The following is a 25,932-nucleotide window of genomic DNA, read 5'->3' as shown; positions in this document are numbered from 1 at the left end:
ACTATCCGGTTAGTTGCCAGGCCAGCTCCGGCCTTAGCGCCCCACATTGAAACGGAAGTGGGCGATATCGCCGTCCTGCATTACATAATCCTTCCCTTCGAGGCGCTGCAAGCCCTTGCGAGCTGCCGCCGCAAACGAGCCGCCGCAGGCCATGAAATCATCGAAATGCGTAATCTCGGCGCGAATAAAGCCACGTTCCATATCTGAATGGATCTTCCCGGCGGCCTCGGGAGCTTTGGCCCCCTTCGTCACGGTCCAGGCGCGTACCTCATCCTCACCGACGGTCAGGAACGTAATCAGATTAAGCAAGCGATAGCCAACCTGAATCACGCGCTCCGCGCCCAGCTTAGGCAGGCCGAGCGAAGCCAGATACTCGGCGGCCTCCTCTGGAGCCAGCTCACTCAGCTCCGCCTCCAGGCGAGCGGAGACCGCCACCGTCTCAGCCCCCTCAGAGCGGGCCCGCAGCGCTACCGCCGCCACACCGCGCAACTCGCCGGCCAGCGTCTCCAGGGCTGGCGTGGCACCCTGATGAATCTGCTCCAGCAGGGCCGCGGCCTCAGCAAGCACATCCTCGCTCACATTCAGCACATACATGCGCGGCTTCATCGTCAACAAGAACAGCTCTTTCACAAGCGCCTGCTCCTGAGCGTTCAGCTCCAGGCGGCGCACTGGCACCCCATTACTGAGGGCCTCCTGCAGCCGTGCTAGAGTCTCTAGCTCTTGCTGATACTTCTTCTCGCCCGACTTGGCTGCTTTGGCGGTGCGCTCAATGCGGCGCTCAACGGTTGCCAGATCGGTCAGCGCCAGCTCGCTATCGAGCTGCTCCAGATCGCGCAGCGGGTCAATGCTGCCGAGAGGGTGAGGCACATTCTCATTGACAAAGGTGCGGAGAACGATCGCCAGCGCATCGGCGTTGCGGATATGGCCCAGAAACTCAGCGCTCAGGCCCCCCTTACGAGCCTCCTCATCCTGCTGGCCCATGCCCGCCACATCCACAAACTCCACTGTTGCATACGTAACCTTCTTGGGCTTGAAGATTTCCGCCAGCGGCTTCAAGCGCGGGTCGGGTACCTGAACTACCGCTGTATTGGCCTGCACCGTCCGCGTCGCATAGCCACTAATGGGCGCCTGGGCACCCGTCAGAGCATTAAAGAGCGACGTCTTGCCGCTCTGGGGCAGGCCGACGATGCCGATTCTCAAAGCCATAGCAAACAAACCCCTCCTGACCAACTTTTCTTGTCTTGACGGTCCTGTAACCCTCCCTTACAATTAGGAGTGGCATTCCTGATTGCCCCTCTCCTTGTGCAACAACGCGGAGGTCGCTTCTCATGCCATTGTACGAATATCGCTGCGGTGATTGCAAATCCCGCTTTGAACTCCTGGTCAGCCACGACCATGCCGACGACGTGGTCTGCGCGCAATGCGGGAGCGAGAACGTGCGACGTCTGCTCTCAGTCTTTGCGGCCCAGCGTCTGAGCACGGCATCGGTTGGCGGCAGAGAGGAGTTCGCCGCCGGGACAGGCGGGAGCTGCGGCTGTGGTGGTGGGAGCTGTGGCTGCCACTGAAACCTCTACCCCAACTCAGCAGAGACCGCCAAAGAAGGAGCCACGCCTCTTCTTCAAAACCAGCTATCGGCGTGGCGTCATCGAGGCGGTCGTGATCTACACGCTGGGGCGCCTGGGAGCTTTGATCAGCCCGCAGGTCTTCCCTGATTGGTTGTTTGTGCTCCTCCCCCTGCTATTCCTGTTCATGCAGTACCTGGGCGGTCCCATCTGGGCAACCTATCGCATCCAGTCAACCCGGCGGGAGCGCATGAGTCGGCGTTTCTGGCTCCTTGGTCCCTTACTGGCAGGTCTTTGTTTCCTCATTGACCTGGTGATCTCGCTCACACTGGGACTGGCCGTCAACGCCCTGGGAGGCGTACAACAAGGCCCGGCTCTCTGGCGTTTCTTCGCCAGCGGTGACGCGCACCTCACCCTCGGTCAGTTCGCCCTCTATGAGCTGCGCACAGCGGTCCTGCTCCTGGCCCTCTACACAGTCGCTGTCGTCTGCACACGCCTGGCTCAGGGTGGCTTCCTGCGCTTCACCATGCCAGCCGGTGGCCGACGGGTGACCCTCTAGTGGCTCCAGAGGGAGGAGAGCAGACCTCCCCCTGTACGTGCGTCTGACCGTGCACTACAGTTCCGCTCAGCAGTATAGTCCATAGGGGGCGGGCAAGCCATAAAAAAGAGCGCTGTGCGGGAAAAGCAGCCCGCCGCGCTTTTTTGCTTCCACGGTCAGCCACCTGTTCACGGCTAAAATGAGGCGACACCCCAACCTCGGCCCTTGCTGGCAGCTTGCCATCCGGGCCTCAGCTCAATCCTGCTCGTACTCCTCACAGCTCACAGCACCACCGCGATGAGATCAGCCACGAAGCGCAGTCACAAGCGACCACGAACCTGCCAGAGCAGACGAGCAAGACCGCTGAGGTCAGGTCTGTCTCCGCTGTCATCAAGAGCGCGCGGCAAGAGCAAGTAGTCACAGCGACCTCGAACGTAGTGCCGGCCAACAAAGAGGAACAAACTCGCCTTTGCCTGCTCTTTTGGTGTCCAGCAAGGGACCAGGCTGATGGCTGGGCCGAACTGACGCGCAGCAGCCGCGAACAGCCGGCACAACCGCAAGCTTGCTCAGCCGAACCAAACGGCCTCGGGCCAAGCGGCATCTAGCAAGCCTGGGCTGGAACCCAAAGGGTCCTGTCAGGAAACCCGCCCACAGAGCAGGCCGGTCCATAAGCAAGCGTCCACCTTGCCAACAAGTGGCAGCCTTCCAGCAGCCACAGCAGAGAAGCCGGGCAACCCGCCATCATATGAACGGAGAGAGCACCTGGCCTGTTCACAGCTCCTCGCCCTATCAGGAGCAGGGCTTGCCTGCTGCTCCACAACCCTGGTGATCTGTCTGCCTTCCCCTGGGAGAGCCTGGAGAGCAAGCAGCAGAGAGCACCTGAGAAGCGCAGTAACCTGCCAGCCGAAGCCTGGCGGGGACTGACCTGTCGACTGACTGACCTGTCGACGACCTCGCCTCGTCGCTGGCGAAGGAAAAAGAGCGGAGAGCAACGACCGAGCAGGCCGGTTGAACAGAGGGGACACTGTCGAGAGGGCCAGAAGCCAAGCCGTGCGACGATGCGACGGTGTGACAGCGCCACGATGCCCACAGTGCCCACACTGCCACAGCGCCACAGCACAACGCCGTAGCGACACTAGCGAAGCGGACAGGCGGAAGCCGACATAGCTGGCGCAGCCAGCCGGCAGAGAGAAGCAGGAACACACACTTTCAGCCCCTGAAAGGGCTTTCCTCTACCTATCTACCTACTCACCTTACGTTCTTAACCTACAAGATACTCTTATTCAGAGTAGCCAGGAACTCCATATTATTCTGCGTCTTAGCCATATGCTGCAGCAGAGCCTCCATAGCCTCCAGGCCGCGTTGCTCAGCCAGAGTAGAGAACATTCTGCGCATCAGCACGACGGCGCGCAGCGTCTTCTCATCGAGCAGAAGATCTTCGCGGCGCGTGCCAGAGAGGCTGATATCGATGGCCGGGAAGACACGGCGCTCAGCCAGCTTGCGATTAAGGATCAGCTCCATATTACCGGTGCCCTTGAACTCTTCATAGATCACATCGTCCATACGGCTACCGGTATCGATCAGAGCCGTAGCGATAATAGTCAGACTGCCACCCTCCTCGACCTTCCGTGCGGCCCCAAAGAAGCGCTTGGGCGGGAAGAGGGCACTGGGATCAAGGCCGCCAGTGAGCGTACGGCCACTCGGCTGAACAGCCAGATTATAGGCGCGGCTGAGGCGAGTGATACTATCGAGCAAGATCACCACATCGCGCCCGCCCTCGACCAGGCGTTTCGCGCGCTCCAGCACCATTTCGGCCACACGGGTATGGGCCTCGGTTGGCTCATCGAAGGTCGAGCTAATCACCTCGGCCTTCACCGAGCGCTTCATATCCGTCACTTCTTCAGGGCGCTCACCGATGAGGGCCACCATCAAATGGACATCGTCGTACTTTTCAGTGATCGAATTGGCGATGGCCTTCAGGAGCATCGTTTTGCCGGCCTTGGGAGGAGAAACGATCAGACCACGCTGACCGCGACCGATGGGGGCGACCAGGTTAATGAGGCGACCGGCGATGTTCGTCGGACCGGTTTCCAGATCGAACATCTCGCGGGGGAAGATGGGCGTCAGATTATCGAAATGGGGACGCCGTTTCGCATCTTCCGGGTTCATGCCATTGATCGCCTCCACGCGCAGCAGGCCGTAGTACTTCTCGTTATCCTTCGGCGGACGCACCTGGCCGGTCACCATATCACCGGTGCGCAAGCCGAAGCGGCGGATCTGCGACTGAGAAACATAGACATCCATGTTTCCCGGCAGAAAGCGCTCCTGGCGCAGGAAGCCGAAGCCGTCCTCCACAATTTCGAGCACGCCGGCGCTAAAGATATTGCCCTGCTGCTCGGTATGCTGCTGAAGAAGCCGGAAAATGAGGTCTTGTTTTTTGAGGGTTGTATAGCCGGAAAGTTCGAGGTCGCGAGCAATCTCGCGCAACTCTGCGATCGTTTTGGTCTCTAGCTCAGCGATGTTCACGTTGCGTTGGGCGAATTATGTCCTTTTGGGAAAGAACACGCCCCCTCTCCTTTCTGGTTGAACCTAGATTTCATAAAGGCTGCTGGTGGGAACAGGTACATAACAGGCTTCCGTCTCTGAAAACCCGTGAACAGGTGGTGACCGTACGCTTGCTGTGCTGAAGTAATGCCAGTTTGGTTGCAGGACCCGGAAACGGATCGACGACCCGGGAGGTACTGGTCCGGGGAGTCAGCTTCACTATACCACAGGCACAAAGCAATGTCAACTGCCTTAACCCTGGTTTTTTGCCTGCTGCAGTGCGCTTCTGTCCCTCTCTACCCGCTTGCCTGGCCTGCTGCCGCCTCGACGAGCCGGGGCCAGACCAGAGGCGAAGCCAGAGCAAGCAAGCGAGTAAGCGATCAAACAGGCAAGCGAGCAAACTAGCTAGCTTGCTTGCTGACTAGCCGACAACGAGCTTGCGAGCAGGTCAAAGAGCATAGCGAGTGACGCGGACGGACCGGGGCGCACTCGTTGGGTAGCCGGCTGGAGAGCAGACAGGCGGACAGGCAGATAGACAAGCAGCTAGCTATAGCACCTTTCCCGCGGGGGCTGGCGCCCCGCGCGCGGGTGAGTGCGATCTGGCGACGCTCTTGGCAGCCCGCACTTACTTACTCGGATACCTGGTCGGTCAGTTCAGGGCCAGCCAGCCCCGCTGAAGATGAGTGCGGTAGATGCCTGACCCGGGCCTCTATCCAACCCGATTGTTGTACCATATCATAAAACGCAAACCATTGTTTGTCAATCCACTCATCGCAGAGACGACGCTCTTCGTGCAGGCCACGCTGATCCAGTTCGTGATTCACGACATTATGCGCGTGCGGATGGCGATAGCGGCGTGGCAGGGGCGAGCCAAAGCCGTGGGCATAGTGAGCCAGCTCGTGGGCGATGGTAATGAGCAGCACATACTCCGGTACAAGCTCATGTTGGAGCAAAGCATTAATGCCGATAAAGGTGACGCCGCTCTCCTCGGCGAGCCGGATCAGTCCCAGACGGCGCTTCCAGGGCTGGCAGTAGGCAATCTGCACCTCATTGACACGCGGAATGTCCTCGAAGTAGGTCTGCCAGATGTAGTCTAGGCACGGGGGTAGATCGCGCGCGGGCGAGACAGTCCTCAGTGAACGGGTATGGGCGGGGGGCTGGTCTCCAGGCGCGAGAGCTGATAACAGCATGGCCGCTGATCCTCCTCGACGATGTGATTCTGCTTGTGTGTTCAGTATAGCAGGGTGCTCCCAATGGCCAGCGCGGCCTTTCTTCTGTTCATGATGTCTCCTTCTGCTACGCGCGTGAGCGTAAGATCGTGTATTATTTCTACATAGCATACCTTCTGGCCCGAGCATCGCCAGCAGTTTTTTGACAGAGAGCATCGCTGCAGATGCGTCTTGTTGTGCAGTAACAAGCAGCCTTCCAGGCACTGGCTAGGAAGGCAGGAAAGAAGGTAGGCCACCATGCAGTACACGCCAAGGAGAAGAAGACGACTCATGCCCCGACAAGATGGCAGCGGTTCTAGCGTGACCGCGGCGGTCGGCTTCGGCGGAGGAAACAGTGCCAGCCGTGCGCGGCGTCAGGTGCTCTTCAGGCGCGGCCTGGTCTGGGTGACTGCTTTGATCTGCCTTTCGCTCTTGCTCGGCTCGATCGCGCAAGCCTGGTCGAATAGTCGCTTGCTAGAGCAGGAGGCCGCCGCGCGCGCTCAGTATCAGCAGGCGCTGGCGCGTCACGACCAGCTCCAGAAGTTGGTCGCCTACTACAAAGATCCTTTTGTTATTGAAAGTGAGGCCCGTCAGCGTCTGGGCTATGTACGGCCTGGTGAGCATCGCGTGGTGATCGTCAGCCCGCCGTCCACTCAGCCGCCTGCGCAGCGCCGAGCGGCTCCTGTCGCCTCCGGCGGCGGCTTCTGGTCCCAATGGTGGGCGGTGCTCTTCGGCAGTTAGCCACTGGGTTGCCCGTTTGATCGCCAGGGCGCTGCTCACTCCGCCGCTGGTTGAGCGGGCATCTGGCAGCCCGGGCTGCCTCTGCGGCCCGGGCTGCCAGAGGGCATAGCCCAATAGCATAGAAGTAATAGCATGACACAACAGGCTTGACGTCTTGCCTATAATGAGGATAGACTATCACTAGCAACAAACCAACAACATTGTTAGCCTTTTGAGGTAGACAACGTGAAACGTGCTATCGCTGGCGACCACGTGAGCGTCTCCTGCCCGCAGTGTCCGCGCGTCTCAGCTCTCTCTCCGCGGACTTTCTGCGCTTTTATGGGCCTTATGGAGATGCTTATGCTTATTATTAACGGGCTCCGGCTCGTAATGCTGGAGCTTCGTAAGCTTGGTTGCGCAGCGATGCGTTTCGTTGTGTAGTATCTGGCATCTCCTCTGAGGCGGAACGCATCACAAGCGTTCCGCTTCTTCTGTTTTTATAGCTCTCATTATCATTCGCGAAATCTTATATGAAAGGCGTCGAAACGATGCGTCCTTTGATCGGCATTCCGTGCCATCCGGCTTACCGGCATGGCTCTCAACGACCGATCTATGGCAATAACCGGTCGTATGTCCATGCCATTGAGGATGCCGGGGGCGTTCCTGTGCTTATCCCTCTGATGCATGATCTCTCGGCCTTAGAAACCCTGCTCTCTCGTCTCGATGGGCTGCTTCTGCCCGGTGGACAGGATATACAGCCGCGCCGCTATGGTGAGGAGCCGCATCCGCGCCTGGGCGACACTGATCCTGCGCTCGATGAGTTTGAGCTGACTCTGGCCCATTGGGCTCTGCGGGCGGAGAAGCCGATTCTGGGCATTTGTCGCGGTATGCAGTTGCTCAATGTGGCGCTAGGGGGGACGCTCTACCAGGATTTGGAGAGCCAGTATGCTGGCAGTCTACGCCATATGAATCAGGATTTGCCCCGCAGCCAGGTGATTCATCGGGTGCTTGTCGAACCCGGCACCTGCCTGGCCGCTATCACTGGTGAGCGTGAGTTTTGGGCGAACAGCATTCATCATCAAGCGGTTAAGGAGCCGGGCAAGGGAGTGCGGATTGCTGCGCGCGCCGAAGATGGCGTGGTGGAAGCGATCGAGGTGCCGACAAAGCGCTTTGTTCTGGCTCTGCAGTGTCATCCAGAGGAGATCTATCGCCAGGTTCCGGCTTGTGCCCGCGTGTTCTCGGCTTTTGTCCAGGCCTGCGGCCTCCAGGAGGCCGCTCCCCAATCTCAGCGTGCTGTGCCGCTGCCGGTCGGCGCCGCTTGAGCAGAGAGTGGTCGTGTGACTGCAGACACCTTTCCCTGGCAACCCCTGGCGCCGGCCCGTTGGCGCTGCCTGTACTCTGGAGAGACAGGCTCGCGGCGACGGGCCGGCGTGCCTTTTGCTGGACTGGGGCGACCGCTGGACCGCTGCCTCTTCTTCCTTCAGGCAACCTGGGGCTTCCTTGTGGCCCTGCTCGCCAGGCGGTCAGCCGGTCGGCCTGCCTGCACCGCGCTGTGTGATATACTAGGTGAGAATATCTCGCCGGTCGTTGTCGGTTCTGTATGGATGTGCCGGACACACCACCGTTCAGCGGTAGCTCTGAGCCATGTGCGCCAGAGTATGGTATGACGGTGGTGTGTGGGTTGCTCTCGTCAGCAGGCAGGGATATGATGGACTCTGAAGGGCATCGCGCTCGCGTCAGCGGTGATTGTGCTCCGGCAAATGTCGACCAGGAAGCAACCGCCTCCTTGCTTGGCAGCAACCGCGAGCTGGCGATCCTCTATACTATTGCCGGCCAGCTCAATCGCAAGGTTGACGTGCGTGAGGCTTTGCAGGAGGTCTTGAGTCAGGTGACGCGTTTGCTGGGCCTCAAGACAGGCTGGGTCTGGTTGCTTGATAGGGAGGGTGAACCGTTTCTGGCCGCCTCGCAGTCCTTACCTCCTTATCTGGCTGACCATCCTGAGCGTATGACCGGCCGCTGTCTCTGTCTGGATACCTTTCTAGGCGGCAATCTGGCCAGCGCGGCCAATATCAACGTGTTGCGCTGCAGTCGCTTGAGGAATGCGGAGCGCGAGGGCGACCCCTCTTCCTGGGGGCTGCGCTTTCATGCCAGCGTACCGATCCATGTGGGCGAAACGCCGTTGGGGGTGCTGAACGTGGCAAGCGAGGACTGGCGTGAGTTGTCCTCGTCAGAGCTGCAATTGCTGCACATTATCGGCGATCAGATCGGCCTGGCTCTTCAGCGAGCGCGCCTCTCTGCCGAGCATACGCGCGCCGCGGCTCGCCTGGCCGCTATCGAGGAGCGTAACCGACTGGCGCGCGAGATTCACGATACGCTGGCTCAGGGCCTGGCTGCGATCGCTTTGCAGTTAGAGACCGCCGACGCCGTGCTCTCCTCGCAACCTGAACGGGCGCAGGCAGCGATCCGGCGCGCCCTGGCTCTGGCGCGGAGCAATCTCGAAGAGGCACGTCGCTCAGTGATGGATCTGCGGGCCGCTCCCTTGCAAGATCATGCTTTGCCCGAGGCGCTCGCGCTCCTGGTAAAACGCTTGCGGGCCGAGAGTGGCGCCCAACTGGAGTATCGCTATGAGCCGCCGCCTGGATCAGGATCGGGCGATGCGCCGGGCCGCTTTCCGTCGCTCTCGCCTCATTGTGAGGCCGGTCTCTATCGCATCGCTCAGGAGGCTCTGAACAATGCTCTAAAACATGCTGCCGCCGAACATATTACGCTGACGCTGGCGGTTCGTGATAAGGTGATTGTGCTCCAGGTACAGGATGATGGTCGTGGCTTCGATCCTGAACATGCTCAGGACTATACCCGTGCGGGCCATTTTGGCCTCGCTGGCATGAGCGAGCGCGCCCGCCTGCTCGGCGCTCACATTCGTATTGAAAGCCTGCCGGGCGCCGGCACCTCCATTAGTGTCTATCTGCCCTACCACGGGCAGGAGCAAGAAAGGTCCCTCTATGACGATTCGCATCCTGCTCGCTGATGACCATCCAATTGTACGTGAAGGCCTGCGGGCCGTGCTGGAGACGCAGCCCGATTTTGCCGTGGTAGCCGAGGCTGCCAACGGTCTGGAGACGGTCGCGCGTGCGCGCGAGACACAGCCAGATGTCGTCTTGCTCGATCTTGAGATGCCGGTTTTAGATGGTGTAGAGGCTATTCGTCGCTTGCTTGAGCTAGAGCCGAAACCGCGGGTGATTGTCTTTACTGCCTTCGATAATGATGAGCGTATTCTGCATGCAGTACGGGCGGGAGCCAGTGGCTACCTGCTCAAAGGGGCGCCGCGCGAGGAAATTTTCCGGGCCGTTCGTGTGACGATGGAAGGTGGCTCCCTATTGCAGCCGGTGGTCGCCTCGAAGTTGCTGCGCCAGGTTGTCCAGCAGCAGAGCGCTTCAGGCTCCGCGCCTGCGCAGAGCGGCGAGCCGTCGTCTGCGACCTATCCTTACGAGCCGTTGACCGAGCGTGAGCTAGAGGTCCTGCGCCTGTTGGCCCAGGGTATGCCTAATAAAGAGATTGCAGCCCGTCTGGTGATTAGCGAGCGCACCGCCAAGTTTCACGTCAGCTCTATTATGAACAAACTAGGGGCCACCAACCGCACTGAGGCCGTGGCCCTGGCAGCCCAGCGCGGTCTGATCACGCTCCAGGGCAATCCTTCCTGGCGTTGAGCTGAGCGAGCGAGCCACGCTGTGCCGGCTATCAGCGCTGACCATGCGATGTGGCCCGCTCTGCCCAGCAGACTCAAGGGAGTTGGTCGATATAAACGGTCTTCCACTGGGTGAAGAACTCGCGTGCAGCTTTCCCCTGCTCGCGTGAGCCGGACGAACTTTCTTTCATGCCGCCGAAGGGGACTTGAAACTCCAGACCAGCCGACTCCTGATTGATCTTGACCACGCCAGCCTGAATCTCGGCGGCAAAACGCAACGCCAGCGAGAGATTATTTGTAAAGAGGCTGGCCGATAAGCCGAAGGGTGTGGCGTTGGCCAGAGCCACGGCTTCCTCGAAGGAGGCCGCAGGCAGCAGAGCCGCAACTGGACCGAAAATCTCCTCCTGAGCCACACGGCTGCCCTGATCAAGGTCAGCTACGACGCTCGGTCGGACGTAGTAGCCCTCGCCATTGATCGTAATGGCCTCGCCACCAGCCAGGAAGCGCCCTCCCTCATGGCGCGCTAGCTGCAGATAGCCGCTTACTTTCTGCAGCTGATCCTCCGAGACCAGCGGGCCGACGCGTGTATCTGGCTCCAGTGGGTCGCCGAGTTTCCAGCTCTGGGCCAGCGCTACCAGACGCTCCTGAAATTCCGGCAAAATGGAGCGTTCGACAATCACACGACTGGTGGCCGTGCACTTTTGTCCGGCGCTCAGAAAGGCTCCCCGCGCGACCTGCTCAACAGCGACATCGAGGTTGGCATCGGCGAGCACCACCGCCGGATTTTTGCCTCCCATCTCTAGCTGCACCTTTTTGCCGTGCTCGATCGCTTTATGCTGAAGCGCGCGGCCAACGGCGTTAGAGCCGGTGAAAGTGATGGCGTCGATTTGAGGATGGGTTACCAGGACATCGCCTACTTCGGAGCCTTTGCCAAGGACCAGGTTGAGGACACCAGGGGGGAGGCCAGCATCAAGAAGGGCCTGGGTGAAATGCACCGCTGTTAATGGTACCAGTTCGGCGGGCTTCCAGACAACCGTGTTCCCATAGGCCAGGGCCGGGGCGATTTTCCAGGCTGGAATCGCAATCGGGAAATTCCAGGGGGTAATCACGCTGACCACACCAACCGGCTCCCGGCGGGCGTAGAGAAAGGTGACACGCGAGCTGCTCGGGTAGGTCTCGCCATCTGGCTCTAGCGCCTGCCCGGCATAGTAGCGCAGGATAGAGACCGCGCGTTTGGTTTCGCCGATAGCCTCGGACAAGGTCTTGCCTTCTTCACGCGTCAGGTCGCGCCCCACGCTCTCGGCGCGCTGCTCTAGCAAATCAGCGGCCTTCCGCAAAATGTCGCCTCGCGCTGGGGCCGGCGTCGCGCGCCAGGCGGGGAAGGCCGAACGCGCGGCCTCCACCGCTTCCGCGGCCAGCGCCGCGCTGGCCAGCGAGGTCCGGGCCACTATCTCACTCGGATGGGCCGGGTTAAGATCATCGCTCAGGCGCACGCCATCGCGCCAGGTGCCGCCGATATAGGAGCGCAGTTCAATGGTCATAGGCAGATCTCTCCTTCCTCCATCGCTGCTCAAGCACAGAATAGCGGGCGGCCTTGTCCACTCCTGGCCGGGCCTTTCGCCAAGTCGGCAGGCAAGACCGGACCGCTGCCCTGTTTCCTTCCGGTTCCGCTTGCCCTGAAGATCCTATCTCACACTTACAGCCTCTGGCTGCACTGTCAGCAAGACTGGCCCCCACTTGCCGCTTTCAAGGCCAGCCTGCCGCGCACCACGCGATTGCGCAAGGTCCCGAGGCCTGTAATCGTAATGCTGACGACGTCACCGGCCTGCAGGGTAAACGGTCGCTCGGGCACCAGGGCGGTGCCGCTGCAGAGAAAGACGCCAGCGGGAAACTCATCCTCGCGGAAAAGATAGGCGACCAGGTCTTCCAGGCGACGCCGCAGGTCGGCGGTCGAACTGCGGCCCTGCCAACACACTTGCCTGTCGCGCTCGATCGTCAATTCGATGCTTAAGGCGTAGGGATCGGGAATTTCCCAGGCCGGGACAATGGCCGGACCAAGGGCGCAGCTACCGGCATAAACCTTGGCCTGGGGAAGGTAGAGCGGGTTCTCTCCTTCGATGCTGCGGGAGCTGACATCGTTGCCAATAGTGTAGCCGACAATCTCGCCGTGAGCGTTGATCACAAGCGTCAATTCGGGTTCTGGTACGTCCCAGTCGGAGTCGGAACGCACGGCGATCGCCGCCTCGGGACCGGCCACGCGCCGCGGGGTCGCCTTAAAGAACAGCTCAGGTCGCTCTGCTGTGTAGACGCGCGCGTAGATGTCTGGCGTGGCGCTCTCCTCGCGCCGTGCCTCCTCAGAACGCTTGTAAGTCACACCGGCGGCCCACACCTCGCTTTCTCCATCGATCGGGGCCAGCCAGGGTGGCCTGGCTTCGGCCTCCGCTCCACGCGTCGCTACTGCACTCACCAGGGCGCGTAGCTCGGTAGCACGCAGAGTCCAGAGGTCACAAAGGCGCTGTTCCGCATCGGGAAAGGCCCGTACCCCTCCCTCGCCAGTGAGCAACCCTACGCGCTCGCGACCATCCGTGTCGCGATACCGAATGATCTGCATGGCTATGCTCCTTGTCCTTGCTCGTTGTGGCGATGCGGAAGCTTCAAATGAAGTGCATCTTCTAACCATATAGCCGCCGTGCGCCAGCCTGTCAACCTCTGCCGCTCAGCGGCTTGCTCGTCGCTCTCGCTGCATCCCTGTTACTGCTGCATCCCTGTTACTGAAGAATGGCTCGCTCGTCATTATCAATGCATATTTATAAAGCAAAGCACAGTATGGTTCAGCTGTGGAGTGAAGAGAGGGGGCAAGCGCGCCGCCAGGCAGCATGAGACGCGGCCATGTTCCAAGCTGGCTATAGAGGCGCCCAGGCGCCCCGGGTACCAGGCGCAAACGAAGGAAGATCAGGCAGCCCGAGCAGCCTGAGCGTGAGCCAGAGCCGTAAGGAGTCATTTCTGCCCTGTGCGCCCTCATGGTGGAGCCACAGCCGGCCTCGGAACTGGCTCCGATGCTCACTGGTAGCGCTGCAATCTGGGGGGCATGTGCAGGTTTGGCAGAGAACAGCGCGTGATGGACTATACGGAAGAACAGCTCGTATACAGTATTCCCGATCTGGAGGAGCTGCAGCATCTATATCACGCTCAGCATGGACTCTTCCCACCAGAGATAGACATCAGGCGCCTCAGACGAGTCCTGCACTTGAGCTATGCCGATCTTGTCTGGGCGCCGGCGGTGGTGCGCGCCCATCCTGGCTTGAGCGTGGTGGCTCTCTTCGCCAGTCCCCGTGCGCTCTCTGCCTGCTGGCAGCAGCTTGACGAAACAGTCTTACAGCGGCTGAGCATCGCTGAAATTGCCCTTGCCGAGGCCCTGCCATTTGCAGCCAACTTTTTTGATCTCGTGCATCTATTCCTCATGGGGCCGCTACTGCGCCCTGACCGCTGGCCCGCGTTACTGGGCGAATGCCGGCGCGTGCTGCGGCTGCGCGGCCAGATCAACATCGTGGCCTTTCTCGCCGGTCCCTCTTCTAGCCCTGCCTACCAGCGCCTGCGCTCCCTTGCCACCGCTACATGGAGCGCGCTAGGCTACAGTTTTGGGAAAGCGCGGGCAGAGGGGGGCGGCCCCTTCGTCGACAGTGGCGTACATCTCTGCCATCTCTTGCAGGCGCAGGGCTTTGAGCAAATACACTATCGGCTCTATCCTGTGGACCTGGGAGGATGGAACAATCCGGCGGGCCGGGCCTGTTGTCGGCGCTTGCTCCGCGACCTGGCCCTGCAAAAAGCGCCCATCCTGGCGCAGGGGGGCTGCGATGAGGAGACCTTTACAAGGCTCCTCACCGAGGCCGAGCACGACCTTGACGGCGAGGATTTCTGTGCCTCCGGCGCCCTCCTCTCGGTGACGGCGCGAAAGCGATAGAGCGATCATGAGCCAATCATTTCAAAACAAAAGCCAGCCCAGTCACCTTCAAGAGCGGCGGGAGCGACAGCCCGGCACTCGACGCCGACGAGCCGCTGCCGCTGCGGCTTCTGCCGACGTTCCTCCCGAAGTGCAGGACGAAATCATTCGCCATCGCTATCTTCTCCATATGCAGGGGGAGCGCCTCTTCCCCGAGGCGATTGACATCGAGAGCATAGAGCGCGTGCTAGATTTAGGCTGTGGCAGCGGTGAATGGATCTTTAGTCTGGCTCGCCGCTATCCGCGCCTCTTCATCTGTGGCGTTGACCTTGATCGGCGCCTGCTGCAGCGGGCCCAGGCCCGGCGCAACCGCGCTGGCCTCCACCAGCTCGAATTTCGTCACATGGATTTCACCCGTCCCTTTCCGCTGGCCGAGCGCTCCTTTGACTACATTCATATGCGCGCCTGCGCTCGCTTCATCGCGGCCAGCGCCTGGCCAACGCTCCTGGCCGAATGTCAACGCGTGCTGCGTCCCCACGGTTGGCTCACCCTGGTCGAAATTGAACCTTGTGAGAGCAGCAGCAGCGCTTTTGTCGAACTGCGCCAACTCTTCAATCGCTGCTGGTACCGGCTTGGCCACGCGCTGGACGAAAGCGGACTCAGCTTCGGCGTTGCCAGCCGACTCTATGGCATGCTGCTCGCCACAGGACTGGGCGAGGTCGCCTACGATGTCCACATTGCCGACCTGGGACGCCAGCCTCAGTCGGGCCTGACCCGCAAAGCCGGGATGCTGGAACGGTCAGAAGAAACCATCACAGCCCTCTTTCTACAGCAATGCCTGACTGAGGTTCGCCTGGCAGCGCCGCTGATCGTTCAACAGGGACTGATCAGCCCTCCAGAGCTGACGGCCCTGCTGGAGCAGGCTGAGCGTGAGCTACAGGCGCCCGACCTCTGCGGCTGGGGGATCATCATCTCGGCCTATGGCCGACGACGGGCCGAGTAGGCATCACTATGCCCACAATCCCGGCGGCCCTCACCCACCTCAAGGTGAGGGTAGAGACAGCAGGCGCGGCCAAGAGCACAGGGGAGAAGTGAGGCAGGAAACCTTACCTCCAGGGCGCTGGCCCTAAGCGCCCGAGGGCAGCGCACTGATCGTCGGACCAGCCTCGTCGTTATCGTCCTCCTCGATCAGTGGATGGCGCAGAAACCAGGCCTGGCAATCCAACGGCGGCTCTCCCGGCTGCGGACGAATGCGGGTATAGGTACCATCTGGCAGTAGCTCGCGTGCATTGACCGTATCCGCTAACAAGACCTCTAGTACCCGCTCACGAATAGCCTGACGCAGACGAGGGTCCTCGATAGGAAACAGCGTCTCTACCCGATTATTCAAGTTGCGCTGCATCATATCGGCGCTTCCTAGAAACAGCTCCTCAGCCCCGCCGTTGTAGAAATAATAGATGCGGCTATGCTCCAGGAAACGGCCCACAATGCTGCGCACGCGAATATTCTCGCTCACCCCCGGAATGCCGGGCCGTAAGCAGCAAATACCGCGTACGATCAACTCCACACGTACTCCCGCCTGCGAGGCTTCATAGAGCTTATAGATGATCTCTGGATCGACCAGGGCATTCAGCTTAAAGATTAGCAAGCCATAGCCGTACTCGCGCTTCAAGCGGATCTCGCGCTCAATGCGCTCCAAGATGCCGCGACGGAGACTGACCGGCGCAACCAGCAACTTGCGGTAAGCATTCAAGCGAGAATAACCGGTCAAGGAATTAAAGAGGTCAGAAATATCGGCCCCGATCACGGGATCGCAGGTCAACAAGCAGAAATCCTCATAGGTACGGGCTGTCATCGCATTATAATTCCCCGTACTCAAATGAACATAGCGACGCAACCCGTCGGGTTCACGGCGCACCACCAGAGCCACCTTAGCATGTGTTTTCAAACCAATCAAGCCATAGACCACATGCACACCGGCCCGCTCCAGCGCCCGGGCCCACTCGATATTATTCTCCTCATCGAAACGCGCCTTCAGCTCGACCAGCGTCGCCACCTGCTTCCCATGCTCGACCGCCTCCAGCAAGGCATGCACCACAGGCGAATTCGTCCCCACCCGATAGAGCGTTTGCTTAATCGCCAGCACCTGAGGATCAGTCGCCGCCGCGCGAATAAAGTCCACCACCACACTGAAGCTATCGTAGGGGCGGTGCAGCAAGAGATCCTGCTCACGGATAGCGGCAAAGAGATCGCCGCAGTACTTTGAGAGCAAGCGAGGCACGCGCGGCGTAAACGGGGGGTCCTTCAAATCGGGTCGGTTGAGCGCATGCAGCTCGATCAGATCGCCCATACCCAGCGGCCCATCGATCACAGTCAGATCCGAAGCATCGATCTCCAGATTATCGAGCAACAAACTGCGGATACGCGGGGGCATAGACGGATTGACAGCCAGATCAACCACCGACCCAAAGCGGCGCTCCCGGACACTCTTCTCAACATCCTCCAGCAGATCCGAAGCCTCGTCCTCCTGCAGCTCAATATCTGCATCGCGCAGGACGCGGAACGGGTACGATTCCCAAACATCGATACCTGGGAAAAGCCGACTCAAATGAGCAGCGATCACCTGCTCGATCCACACAAAAGCCACCGGTTGCACCCCTGAGACTGTCCGGGCGTGCAGCGGCAGCGGCACCTGAATAAAGCGCGGCAGACGTGGAGGCACCTTCACCCGGGCAAAGCGCTCACCATGAACAGCATCGTTAATGACCACCGCCAGATTCAAGCTGCGGTTCGAAATGTGAGGGAAAGGGTGGCCAGGATCGACGGCCAACGGAGTCAGCACCGGAAAAATCTCGTACTCGAAATACTCCGCTAGAGCGGCGCGCTGCTCCTCGTCGAGCTGTTCATAATCAAGAATATAGATATGTTGTTCCGCCAAGCGTGGCAACAGCTCCTGTCGCCAATAGCGACGCACCTCCTGCACCAGCGGGGCCAGGCGCTGACGGACCTCGCGTAGCTGCTCCTCAGCGCTTAAGCCGTCGGGACTGGGTGTCGTCACGCGCGCAGCAACCTTATCCTTCAGGCCGGCCACGCGGATCATCATAAACTCATCGAGATTCGTATCGAAAATAGACAAAAACTTCACCCGCTCTAGCAGAGGATGGCGACTATCCTGAGCCTCCTCAAAGACACGTCGGTTGAACTCGATCCAGCTTAACTCACGATTAATATACAGCTCGGGTCGTTCCAGGTCCATCGAGGACGAGGTAGATGAGGAAAGTGGCGGCTGCTCCATGCTCTCTTTAGATGGTTTCTGCCCCTTAGCCTGGCGGGCGTCTCCTTAGCTTTATGATAGCACGGGCTGTCCAGCGAGGGAGTCAGGTTGTCATGGTCGCTGTCAGCCAGGCCAGAGCAGACCAGGCAAAGCCAGGCCACATGGCTGCCCGTTGCCCCCACGATTGGCCCTTCCCCCTCTTGGGCCGGAGAGAGTGCTCACCTTGACACTGATAGCCCCCCTGATGTATCATCACTCAGGTAAGAGCGTTTCATCCCCTTACAAGACAGCAGGGGTGTAGGAGCGAGGAGCAGCACCCCTGAAGCACGACGGCTGGCAGCGTGGAAACGCTGCAAGGCTAACATGGGCGGTTGCTGAAATTGGTAGACAGGACGGACTTAGGATCCGTTGGTGAAAAACCGTGAGAGTTCGAGTCTCTCACCGCCCACTGGCCTCCACGAAAAGGCTGCGGGAGTGCGACGAGCAGAGCAGAAGCGCGTAAAGAGCAGCACTCCTGCAGCCTGATGATGGACAGTGTTTCCTCGCTGGAGCATCGACATGGGCGGTTGCTGAAATTGGTAGACAGGACGGACTTAGGATCCGTTGGTGAAAAACCGTGAGAGTTCGAGTCTCTCACCGCCCACCATCGCAAAGGTCCCAGAGTCAGCTGCAGCGAGGGTAGCTCCTTCCATTCGCTAGTGGAGCCCCCCTGCGCACAGCGGCACGGACAGGAAGAGGCAAGCAAGTAGTGGCTTGGGGGCAGGCAAGCAGGCGAAGCATCCTTATCCCGCCCCCGGCGGCTGAGAGCAAGAGGGAGAAGGACCCAGGCAATTACCAGCTAGCCTGCCTGCTCGCCAGGTCCGAGCAAGCTAACAACAGGCCGACAAAAGGCTCCCCTGAGCGCCGCCATTTCCCGCTGTGTTTCCCTTTGTTATCCTGGCGGGTGAAGAGACCAGACGGGCTGCCACCGGAACAAGGGCTGTTGCCGAAGGAGGAGGAACGGGGCGAGGGAGCGCAGCCCACTGGGAATCAGGGCCAATGCGCTAGCTGGTAGCTCTCATCTAGCCCATCAGTCCGGCAGGCGATGGCAGTGAGCGCCTAGCGGGGTGTATTGTGCTGACGAAGTAAGACCGTGCCTGCCCGCCGCGCTGTGTTGTGCCGTGCCGCGTCACGCTGCTCAGTCATTCAGGCAGGCGAAATGCCAGACGGCACCTACCATATGATGATGCTGCTTGTGTTGGAGGAACAGTGAAGGTCACAGTTGAGAAATTACCGACCAGCGAAGCCGTCCTTGAGGTAGACCTCACCTGGGAAGAGGTGGAAAAGGCTTCGGATAAGGCTTATCGCAAGCTGGTACAGCAGGTTGATATCCAAGGGTTTCGTCGGGGCAAAGCGCCCCGCTCCTTGCTTGAACGCAAGTTGGGCAAGGAGTACATTTATCAGGAAGGTCTTGATGACCTGATCAGCGAGGCCTACCGCGAGGCGATTAAGGAGCACCAACTCACCCCGCTCGCACAGCCGGAGCTGGATGCCCCCATGTTCGAAATGGGGCAGCCCTACCACTTCCGTTTGAAGGTCCCTATTCTAACCCCTGTAGAGCTGGGAGATTATCGCTCGCTTCACTTCGAGGATGAAGAGGTAGCGGTGACGGCGGAAGAGGTGGAGCGGGAGCTGGAGACACTGCGCAACCAGCATGCGAGCTGGCAGCAGGTCGATCGCCCTGCCCAGATCGGGGACCGCGTCACGGTGGACCTCAAGCTGACCGTTGAGGGGCGGACTATTTCCGACTATAAGGAGAATCCTTTCGAGCTAACGGCAGGGCGGCCCGGTCTCTTCGCCGGTATGGATGAGCAGATTGTTGGAATGCAGGCCGGCGAAAGTAAGAGCTTCACTCTGACTATTCCCTCCGACTACGGCAATGAAGAGCTGGCCGGCAAGGAGGCCCACTATGAGGTGACGCTCCGGCGCGTCGAAGAGAAGGTCCTGCCCGAGCTGGATGATGCTTTCGCCGCGCGCGTTGGCCAGTATGAAACCCTGGAGGACCTGCGTAAGGTCATTAGCGATGCTATCCAGGACCGCAAGGAGCGCCAGAAGCGCCAGGAGCTGCGCGATAAGGTGCTGGAGGCCCTCGTGGCCCAGTCCCGGTTTGTGCTCCATCCAATCTTGATTAAGGAAGAGGTCGAGGACATGCTTCACGAGCTGTCTCACATGTTGGAGAGACAGCGTATGTCGCTCGATCAGTACCTGCTGCTGATGCGTAAAAGCCGGGAAGAGTATATGAAGGAACTGGAACCGGATGCGGAGAGACGCGTCAAGCAGCAGTTGGTCCTGGATGAAGTAGCTAGAAGAGAGGGGATCGAGGTCACGCCGGAAGAGGTTGAGGGTGTTTTCCGCATGTATGCCCAGGCGGGGCAGCCGCTGCAGCGCAGTGAGGCCCAGATACGGGCCTTGGTGGTCACGCTGAGGCGCGAGAAAGCCCTTTCACGCCTGGTGGAGCTGGCAACGCGCCCGACGGAGGAGAGGGAGCAGCAGGCGGCAGATGGCGAGGGGCAGGCGCCACAAGGTCAGCAGCCAGAGACAGCGGAGAGTGGGGCCGCCGTGGCCGAGACGGAGGCCGGGTCAGAGCCAAAGCCGCCTGCCGAGCAAAGCGGCGAGGCAACATCTTCCGCTCCTGCTACAATAGTAGTAGAGAATGAGGGGGCCCCTGCCGACTCCGATGGCCAGCACTAGAACTCCGGCTAAGACTCAAGCGTCGTAATTGAGGGAAAGGTAACAACGGACGTGGCAAACTCGAAGAATATTCGTACAACTTATCGCTGCTCTTTTTGCGGCAAGAGCCAGGATCAAGTCCAGCGGCTGATTGCCGGCCCATCAGGGGTCTATATCTGCGACGAGTGCATCGATCTCTGCCGCGAGATTATCGAGGAAGAGCAGGCCACCTTTAGTAAGCCGCGTCTTCAGACAGGCAAGATCCCGACTCCCAAGAAGATCTATGAGCAGTTAAGTCAGTATGTGATCGGACAGGAGCGGGCCAAGAAGACGCTGGCGGTGGCTGTTTACAATCACTATAAGCGCATTAGCGTGGGGATGCAGATCGATGACGTCGAGTTGGGCAAGAGCAATATTCTGCTCATCGGCCCCACGGGTTGCGGAAAGACGCTGCTGGCGCAGACCCTGGCCAAAATTCTCGATGTACCGTTCTGCATTGCCGATGCCACGGCCCTCACGGAAGCTGGCTATGTGGGCGAGGATGTGGAGAACATTCTGCTCCGTCTGATCCAGGCTGCCGATTTCGATGTGGCACGGGCCGAGCGCGGTATCGTCTACATCGATGAGATCGACAAGATTGCCCGCAAGTCTGACAATCCCTCGATCACGCGCGATGTCTCCGGCGAAGGTGTGCAGCAGGCCCTCCTGAAGATCATTGAGGGCACGATCGCTAATGTGCCCCCCCAGGGCGGCCGCAAGCACCCGCATCAGGACTTTATCCAGATCAATACATCAAATATCCTCTTTATCTGCGGCGGTGCCTTCGAGGGCCTCGATAAGATCGTTGAACAGCGCCTGGGGAGCAACCGCACCATCGGTTTCAAGAAGGCTGCGGTAGAGGCTGAGAAGCGTCCCCAGGAGTCTGTACTTTCGCAGGTCATCCCCGAAGACCTGCTGAAGTATGGGCTGATCCCCGAGTTCATTGGGCGCTTGCCGGTCGTAGTGGCCCTCGATGATCTCGATAAAGATGCGCTGATCCGCATTCTGACCGAGCCTAAAAATGCTATCGTAAAGCAGTATCAAAAGATCTTTCAGCTCGATCGCGTCGAGTTGGTCTTTACTCCCGACGCTCTCGAAGCTGCTGCGGAGTGCGCTCTTAAGCGAAAAACCGGTGCGCGCGGTTTACGCAGCATCATCGAAGATGTGCTTCTTGATGTGATGTATGAGATACCTTCGCGCGCCGATGTGAAAAAGGTCATTATTAATGGTGATGTGATCGCTCAGCGGCATAAACCGCTGCTGGTAACGCGCAGCGAGCGCACCGCCGCCTATTCCGAGGATGAGTCTGCGTAATGCAGACTCATCTGTTTTTCTCTTACTCTGACTAGCTGCTTGCCTGTTTGTTGGCAAGCAAAGGCTCAGAGGAAGAGCGGCCAGGCTGGAAAGGGAGGAGTGGCCGATCGGTTGGGGTGATGGTCCGTTGCGTCGCGCTATGGCGTCGCTGCTATCAGGAGGAGGGACGCAGGCCCAAGTCACTCAGGCGCAAGAGGCTCGCTCGCTGCTTTGATCTGGGCAGGGGCAGGAGCATGGCAGGGCAGCGAAGAGATGGCGGGGTGGGCAGTCGGGCGGTTGCTTAAGCAGGCGAACCTGAGCGTCTGGCGCCTATGGTTGGCTCTCTCTAGCCCGACTGAAAAAGAGCTATATTGCTTCTCTGTGAGAAAGCTCTTGAAAAATCAGCGCTTATCTTGTGTATAGTCTATATATAGGGAAGAGCAATAATAGATAGTAGATAGGCGGAACTCATGAATGAGCAGCAACGCCCATCGGTGGAGCCAGAGGCGATAGAGGTCTATCCGCTTGTAGCACTGAAAAACATGGTGGTCTTCCCGCGCACACGCATGTCCCTGGCGATTGCGCGCGAGAAGTCGGTGCGGGCTGTCGAAGAAGCGCTGCTCCGTGCTGACCGTATGCTTGTCACGGTTGCACAGCGTTCCTCTGAAGTTGAAGATCCGCAGCCGGCGGACCTCTATGGCTGTGGCGCCCTGGTTGAAATTGTGACTGTGCATCGTCAGGCCGATGGGAGCCTGCAGGTGCTGCTCAATGGCCTGCGCCGTGTGCGCCTGTTGGAGTTTCAGGATCTGGAGCCGTTCATGCGCGTGAGCGTGGAAATACCTCCTGAGCCCCAGGCGCAGGGTCCCCAGGCCGATGCTCTCGTACGTCATGCTACCAACCTCTTCGAGCATTATGCCCAGCTCAACCGTCGCTTCTCGGTCGAGGATATCAATTCGATTGTGGCTATTAAGTCCCCGGCCCGGCTTGCCGATATGCTGGCTGCCCATGTGGTGAGCGATGTCGCTCAGCAGCAGGATCTTCTAGAGACCTTTGATCCTCTGGCGCGCTTAGAGAAGGTCTGCGTCTTTATCGGCAACGAGATTGAGATTCTGGAGCTGGAGTCGGTGATTCGCAATCGCGTGCGCTCGCAGGTGGATCGCTCTCAGAAGGAGTTCTACCTGCGAGAGCAGCTGCGTGCGATTCAAGAGGAGCTGGGCATGGAGACGCCTTCGGAGGCCGATGAGCTGCGCGAGCGCTTGCGTCAGAAGAATCTGCCTCCTGAGGCGGCGGCGAAGGTGCGCAAGGAGATTGATCGTTTGGAACATATGCCGCCGCAGTCGGCGGAGATCGCGGTAGTGCGCTCGTACATCGATTGGATGCTGGCTTTACCCTGGAACGAGCGCACGGTGGATAGCTTCGATCTGGAGCGCACGCGTCGCATTTTGGATGAGGATCACTACGGCCTGGAGAGCATCAAGGAGCGCATCATTGAGTTTCTGGCCGTGCGCCAGTTGCGCCTGCAGCGCGCCAGTGAGCAAGGCCAGCCTCAGCGTGGCAGCCAGGGGCAGATTCTCTGTTTTATCGGTCCGCCGGGAGTGGGAAAGACCTCGCTGGGTCAATCGATAGCCCGCGCGCTGGGGCGCAAGTTTGTGCGTATTGCTCTCGGGGGAGTTCATGATGAGGCTGAGATTCGGGGTCATCGTCGGACCTATGTGGGAGCTTTGCCCGGACGCATTATCCAGTCGATGAAATCCGCGGGTGTGCGCAATCCGGTCTTTCTGCTCGATGAGATCGACAAGCTCTCCTCGGAGTATCGTGGCGACCCAGCGGCGGCCTTGCTGGAGGTGCTTGATCCCGAGCAGAATTCCCAGTTCGTTGATCACTATCTGGAGGTCCCGTACGATCTCTCGGAAGTCTTCTTTATCTGCACTGGCAATGTTAAGTATCAGATCCCGCGCCCGCTGGCCGATCGCATGGATATCATCGAAGTCCCTGGCTACATGCTGGAGGAGAAGGTCAATATCGGCCTGCGCCATCTGTTGCCCAAGGTTTTGGCCGAGCATGGTCTGACCCCGGAGCAGCTAAAGATCCCGCGCTCAGTAATGGAGCGCATTGTGACGGACTATACGCGCGAAGCGGGTGTACGTAATTTGGAGCGCCAGCTAGCCACCATCTGTCGTAAGGCTGCACGCCGTATCATCGCTCGCCCTTCAACTCATCTCCGCCTGACCACTTCCTCACTTGAGCAGTATCTTGGGATGCCCCGTTACTCAACGCCGCCCCTCAATATGCATATGCAGGTCGGGGCAGCTATGGGGCTGGCCGTGACTGAGAATGGGGGCATTCTCTTGCCGGTCGAGGTGGTGACGATGGCGGGCAAAGGCGAGCTCCTGATTACGGGCCAGCTTGGCGATGTCATGCGCGAGTCGGCCATTGCGGCTCTGTCGTATATTCGCTCGCGGGCTACTGAGCTGAACATCGATCCCAATTTCCAGGATGTCACGGATTTGCATATCCATCTGCCGGAGAACGCCATTCCCAAAGATGGCCCTTCCGCTGGCATCACGATCGCCACAGCTCTGATTTCGGCCCTGACGCGCCGTCCGGTACGTGGCGATGTGGCCATGACCGGGGAAATTACCTTGCGAGGCCGGGTGCTCGGTGTTGGGGGCCTGAAAGAGAAGATTCTTGCGGCCCATCAGGCCGGACTGCGTCATATTGTGGTGCCAGCAGAGAATAAAAAGGACCTGATGGAGATCCCGGCTCGCATTCGTCAGCAGATCCGCTTTACGCTGGTCGAGACAATGGATCAGGTAATTGCCACGGCTCTGGCCGAACCTTCCGCGGCAGAGGCAGAAGCCGATGCTGAGAGCGACAGTCACACGCTGGTGGAGCCGCGCCCTGTGCATGTCGATGAGCGCCTGCCTGCCTCGCGCGGACGCTCGCGCTCACGCCATGCCGCGGTCGAAAACCGCAGGCTGGAAGAGGAGCAGGTCCGTCAGGGGGAAGAATCCCAGGAGCAGCCGTCGCTGATCCTGCCCGCTCAGGAGGATCATGCTGCTGATCTGCCACAGGCGCAGCTAGGGGCACGCGCTTCAGATGAGATGCCTGAACGGGAGCCGTGAGCCTGGTTCTCTTTCCCGCTGCTGACTTGTTGCCCGGTCAGGAGCTGAGAGTGATCCTGGTCAGGGGCTGAGATTGATCCTCGAGGAATCGTGAGGTAAGACGTTTACTCTTTTGGAGAAGAAAATTTCTGCGTGGCGCCGCGTTGGCTAAACGGAGGGAAGCAGTTAGCTATCGATCGTGTCGCTGAGACTGCCACAGGTCAGTGATCAGGCTAAGACTTTGATTGGCCTGGCGATCTTGCGCTACCTTCTCTTGTTTTGCTTGCTTGGAGACAGGAGCGAGGTAACTCGCCCGAATCTGGCACGTATAGGCCTGTTTCAAGCACGGTGGGGACAAAGACCATGCGTGGAGCCGATGAGCGGGATCGGTAAGGGGCACGTGGCCAGGAGACGGCTTATAGCGTCCACGTATACTTAAGGGACTATCTCAGAACGGCACCGGGTAGTTCGTAGTCCCTAGGGCATTTCTGCGCTTGTTCCACTCCGACAGTGGTCGCGCAGAGCTTTCTACATCCTTCATCACAGTTCTCTCTTGTGCAGAGAGAAGAAAGAGGAGCATTGATAATGAGCTGGAATCCTACTCCTGGACAGGACCCTAATCAGCCGGACAGCGGTCAGTATGGGGGATACTCCTCGCAGCCTGGCGGTCCTTATGGCTCCCCTCCCAATAATCCCTATGGCGGTTCTACCTATGGTTCCGGTCCCAGTTATGGACAGGCTCAGTATGGTGGGCAGCAACCCTATGGCATGGGGGGCGCCGCGAGCAGCCTGGGCCCCACCTCGATGGGCATGGAAGCCAACGTAGCTGCTGGCTTGAGCTATGTCTTGGGCTGGCTCACTGGATTGATTTTCTTCCTCATAGAGAAGCAGAATCGCTTTGTGCGCTTCCACGCCATGCAGTCCCTCATTTGGTCCGGCACCTTAACTGTCGTGGTGATAGTGCTGAGCGTCCTGGAAAGGATCCCCTTGATAGGGCTGCTGGCCTTCTGCCTCCTGGGACTCACCGGCCTGGTGGGTTTCGTTTCCTGGATCGTCTTGCTCATCATGGCCTTCCAGGGGAAGTACTTTAAGCTGCCGGTCATTGGAGACTACGCCGAGCGCTACGCGAATACGCCTCCCGCCGGTATGGGCCTCTGAGGTCGGAGGTCGATCCAGGGGCGACCCGGCCCGGCGAGGGCCTCATCGTTCTTAAGTGGTGGATCAGTCCCCGTAATACGACCAGCCTGCCAGCGTGGGGCAATGGTCCGCTGCTCATCTCATGCTGAGAAAAGCAAAAGAGTCGGGGAGAAAGATCC

At 59.5% G+C, this 25,932-nt stretch carries 18 protein-coding genes and 2 tRNA genes; 14 read left to right on the top strand and 6 right to left on the bottom strand.

Going from position 1 to position 25,932, the window contains the following annotated elements; translation table 11 throughout:
* Nucleotides 1–33: 33 nt before the first annotated feature.
* Nucleotides 34–1,206: a redox-regulated ATPase YchF gene (gene ychF, locus AC6H1L_RS10480; RefSeq protein WP_497601433.1), complete on the bottom strand. Its 1,173-nt coding sequence runs from the start codon at nt 1,204–1,206 to the stop codon at nt 34–36.
* A 122-nt stretch (nt 1,207–1,328) separates the two neighbouring features.
* Between ychF and AC6H1L_RS10475 the strand changes: the two genes are divergently transcribed.
* Both AC6H1L_RS10475 and AC6H1L_RS10470 read left to right on the top strand, forming a co-directional pair.
* A complete protein-coding gene (locus tag AC6H1L_RS10475; RefSeq protein WP_497601432.1) occupies nt 1,329–1,565 on the top strand; it encodes an FmdB family zinc ribbon protein in 237 nt (78 codons plus the stop codon).
* On the top strand, nt 1,552–2,121 hold the full coding sequence (locus AC6H1L_RS10470) for a hypothetical protein (RefSeq protein ID WP_497601431.1): 570 nt from the start codon (nt 1,552–1,554) through the stop codon (nt 2,119–2,121). The genes AC6H1L_RS10475 and AC6H1L_RS10470 overlap by 14 nt, the downstream gene beginning before the upstream one ends.
* 1,245 nt (nt 2,122–3,366) lie before the next feature.
* Here AC6H1L_RS10470 and rho read toward each other — a convergent pair.
* The gene (gene rho, locus AC6H1L_RS10465; RefSeq protein WP_297160661.1) at nt 3,367–4,626 is read right to left on the bottom strand and encodes a transcription termination factor Rho; all 1,260 of its coding nucleotides are present in this window, start codon (nt 4,624–4,626) and stop codon (nt 3,367–3,369) included.
* Between the two features lie 647 nt (nt 4,627–5,273).
* The gene (locus AC6H1L_RS10460) at nt 5,274–5,834 is read right to left on the bottom strand and encodes a hypothetical protein (RefSeq protein ID WP_497601430.1); all 561 of its coding nucleotides are present in this window, start codon (nt 5,832–5,834) and stop codon (nt 5,274–5,276) included.
* Between the two features lie 309 nt (nt 5,835–6,143).
* On the opposite strand from AC6H1L_RS10460, the gene AC6H1L_RS10455 reads away from it, so the two are divergent.
* The 4 genes from AC6H1L_RS10455 (at nt 6,144) to AC6H1L_RS10440 (ending at nt 10,279) form a co-directional block, all read left to right on the top strand.
* Nucleotides 6,144–6,593 carry an FtsB family cell division protein gene (locus AC6H1L_RS10455; protein WP_497601429.1) on the top strand — a complete coding sequence of 150 codons (450 nt, stop codon included), beginning with the start codon at nt 6,144–6,146 and terminating at the stop codon, nt 6,591–6,593.
* A 527-nt stretch (nt 6,594–7,120) separates the two neighbouring features.
* Nucleotides 7,121–7,894, top strand: a complete 774-nt coding sequence (locus AC6H1L_RS10450) for a gamma-glutamyl-gamma-aminobutyrate hydrolase family protein (RefSeq protein WP_497601428.1) — start codon at nt 7,121–7,123, stop codon at nt 7,892–7,894.
* 383 nt (nt 7,895–8,277) lie between these two features.
* On the top strand, nt 8,278–9,600 hold the full coding sequence (locus AC6H1L_RS10445) for a GAF domain-containing sensor histidine kinase (protein WP_497601427.1): 1,323 nt from the start codon (nt 8,278–8,280) through the stop codon (nt 9,598–9,600).
* On the top strand, nt 9,575–10,279 hold the full coding sequence (locus AC6H1L_RS10440; RefSeq protein WP_497601426.1) for a response regulator: 705 nt from the start codon (nt 9,575–9,577) through the stop codon (nt 10,277–10,279). Before AC6H1L_RS10445 ends, AC6H1L_RS10440 begins: the two co-directional genes overlap by 26 nt.
* Nucleotides 10,280–10,352: 73 nt before the next feature.
* Here AC6H1L_RS10440 and AC6H1L_RS10435 read toward each other — a convergent pair whose 3' ends face one another.
* Nucleotides 10,353–11,798 (bottom strand): aldehyde dehydrogenase family protein, encoded by a 1,446-nt coding sequence (locus AC6H1L_RS10435; RefSeq protein ID WP_497601425.1) that lies wholly within the window; start codon nt 11,796–11,798, stop codon nt 10,353–10,355.
* Between the two features lie 176 nt (nt 11,799–11,974).
* A complete protein-coding gene (locus tag AC6H1L_RS10430; protein WP_497601424.1) occupies nt 11,975–12,868 on the bottom strand; it encodes a fumarylacetoacetate hydrolase family protein in 894 nt (297 codons plus the stop codon).
* Between the two features lie 507 nt (nt 12,869–13,375).
* On the opposite strand from AC6H1L_RS10430, the gene AC6H1L_RS10425 reads away from it, so the two are divergent.
* Nucleotides 13,376–14,218, top strand: a complete 843-nt coding sequence (locus AC6H1L_RS10425) for a methyltransferase domain-containing protein (protein WP_497601423.1) — start codon at nt 13,376–13,378, stop codon at nt 14,216–14,218.
* A 7-nt stretch (nt 14,219–14,225) separates the two neighbouring features.
* On the top strand, nt 14,226–15,200 hold the full coding sequence (locus AC6H1L_RS10420; RefSeq protein ID WP_497601422.1) for a class I SAM-dependent methyltransferase: 975 nt from the start codon (nt 14,226–14,228) through the stop codon (nt 15,198–15,200).
* Between the two features lie 123 nt (nt 15,201–15,323).
* On the opposite strand, the gene ppk1 is transcribed toward AC6H1L_RS10420, so the two are convergent.
* Nucleotides 15,324–17,492 carry a polyphosphate kinase 1 gene (gene ppk1 / locus AC6H1L_RS10415; protein ID WP_497601421.1) on the bottom strand — a complete coding sequence of 723 codons (2,169 nt, stop codon included), beginning with the start codon at nt 17,490–17,492 and terminating at the stop codon, nt 15,324–15,326.
* A 344-nt stretch (nt 17,493–17,836) separates the two neighbouring features.
* On the opposite strand from ppk1, the gene AC6H1L_RS10410 reads away from it, so the two are divergent.
* From AC6H1L_RS10410 to AC6H1L_RS10385, 6 genes are all read left to right on the top strand, one after another.
* Nucleotides 17,837–17,919 (top strand) — tRNA-Leu (locus AC6H1L_RS10410).
* A 112-nt stretch (nt 17,920–18,031) separates the two neighbouring features.
* Nucleotides 18,032–18,117: transfer RNA gene (locus AC6H1L_RS10405), tRNA-Leu, on the top strand.
* Between the two features lie 602 nt (nt 18,118–18,719).
* Complete coding sequence (tig, locus tag AC6H1L_RS10400; RefSeq protein WP_497601420.1) at nt 18,720–20,201, top strand: trigger factor; 1,482 nt, start codon at nt 18,720–18,722, stop codon at nt 20,199–20,201.
* Nucleotides 20,202–20,252: 51 nt separating this feature from the next.
* On the top strand, nt 20,253–21,533 hold the full coding sequence (gene clpX, locus AC6H1L_RS10395; RefSeq protein WP_497601419.1) for an ATP-dependent Clp protease ATP-binding subunit ClpX: 1,281 nt from the start codon (nt 20,253–20,255) through the stop codon (nt 21,531–21,533).
* A 449-nt stretch (nt 21,534–21,982) separates the two neighbouring features.
* Nucleotides 21,983–24,637 (top strand): endopeptidase La, encoded by a 2,655-nt coding sequence (lon, locus tag AC6H1L_RS10390; RefSeq protein WP_497601418.1) that lies wholly within the window; start codon nt 21,983–21,985, stop codon nt 24,635–24,637.
* Between the two features lie 564 nt (nt 24,638–25,201).
* Complete coding sequence (locus tag AC6H1L_RS10385; protein ID WP_497601417.1) at nt 25,202–25,774, top strand: DUF4870 domain-containing protein; 573 nt, start codon at nt 25,202–25,204, stop codon at nt 25,772–25,774.
* The last annotated feature ends 158 nt before the right edge of the window (nt 25,775–25,932 follow it).

Source organism: Thermogemmatispora argillosa, from assembly GCF_059696725.1.
The sequence above is the reverse complement of the archived record's forward strand: the minus strand, read 5'-3'. Positions and strand labels throughout refer to the sequence as shown.

What these genes read in the sequence shown, in the direction of transcription:
- AC6H1L_RS10460 (WP_497601430.1), bottom strand. Translation starts at nt 5,834, where the DNA reads ATGCTGTTATCAGCTCTCGCGCCTGGAGACCAGCCCCCCGCCCATACC.
- AC6H1L_RS10445 (WP_497601427.1), top strand. Translation starts at nt 8,278, where the DNA reads ATGATGGACTCTGAAGGGCATCGCGCTCGCGTCAGCGGTGATTGTGCT.
- AC6H1L_RS10450 (WP_497601428.1), top strand. Translation starts at nt 7,121, where the DNA reads ATGCGTCCTTTGATCGGCATTCCGTGCCATCCGGCTTACCGGCATGGC.
- AC6H1L_RS10440 (WP_497601426.1), top strand. Translation starts at nt 9,575, where the DNA reads ATGACGATTCGCATCCTGCTCGCTGATGACCATCCAATTGTACGTGAA.
- AC6H1L_RS10430 (WP_497601424.1), bottom strand. Translation starts at nt 12,868, where the DNA reads ATGCAGATCATTCGGTATCGCGACACGGATGGTCGCGAGCGCGTAGGG.
- AC6H1L_RS10455 (WP_497601429.1), top strand. Translation starts at nt 6,144, where the DNA reads ATGCCCCGACAAGATGGCAGCGGTTCTAGCGTGACCGCGGCGGTCGGC.
- AC6H1L_RS10385 (WP_497601417.1), top strand. Translation starts at nt 25,202, where the DNA reads ATGAGCTGGAATCCTACTCCTGGACAGGACCCTAATCAGCCGGACAGC.
- lon (WP_497601418.1), top strand. Translation starts at nt 21,983, where the DNA reads ATGAATGAGCAGCAACGCCCATCGGTGGAGCCAGAGGCGATAGAGGTC.
- AC6H1L_RS10420 (WP_497601422.1), top strand. Translation starts at nt 14,226, where the DNA reads ATGAGCCAATCATTTCAAAACAAAAGCCAGCCCAGTCACCTTCAAGAG.
- ychF (WP_497601433.1), bottom strand. Translation starts at nt 1,206, where the DNA reads ATGGCTTTGAGAATCGGCATCGTCGGCCTGCCCCAGAGCGGCAAGACG.
- ppk1 (WP_497601421.1), bottom strand. Translation starts at nt 17,492, where the DNA reads ATGGAGCAGCCGCCACTTTCCTCATCTACCTCGTCCTCGATGGACCTG.
- AC6H1L_RS10475 (WP_497601432.1), top strand. Translation starts at nt 1,329, where the DNA reads ATGCCATTGTACGAATATCGCTGCGGTGATTGCAAATCCCGCTTTGAA.
- AC6H1L_RS10435 (WP_497601425.1), bottom strand. Translation starts at nt 11,798, where the DNA reads ATGACCATTGAACTGCGCTCCTATATCGGCGGCACCTGGCGCGATGGC.
- AC6H1L_RS10425 (WP_497601423.1), top strand. Translation starts at nt 13,376, where the DNA reads ATGGACTATACGGAAGAACAGCTCGTATACAGTATTCCCGATCTGGAG.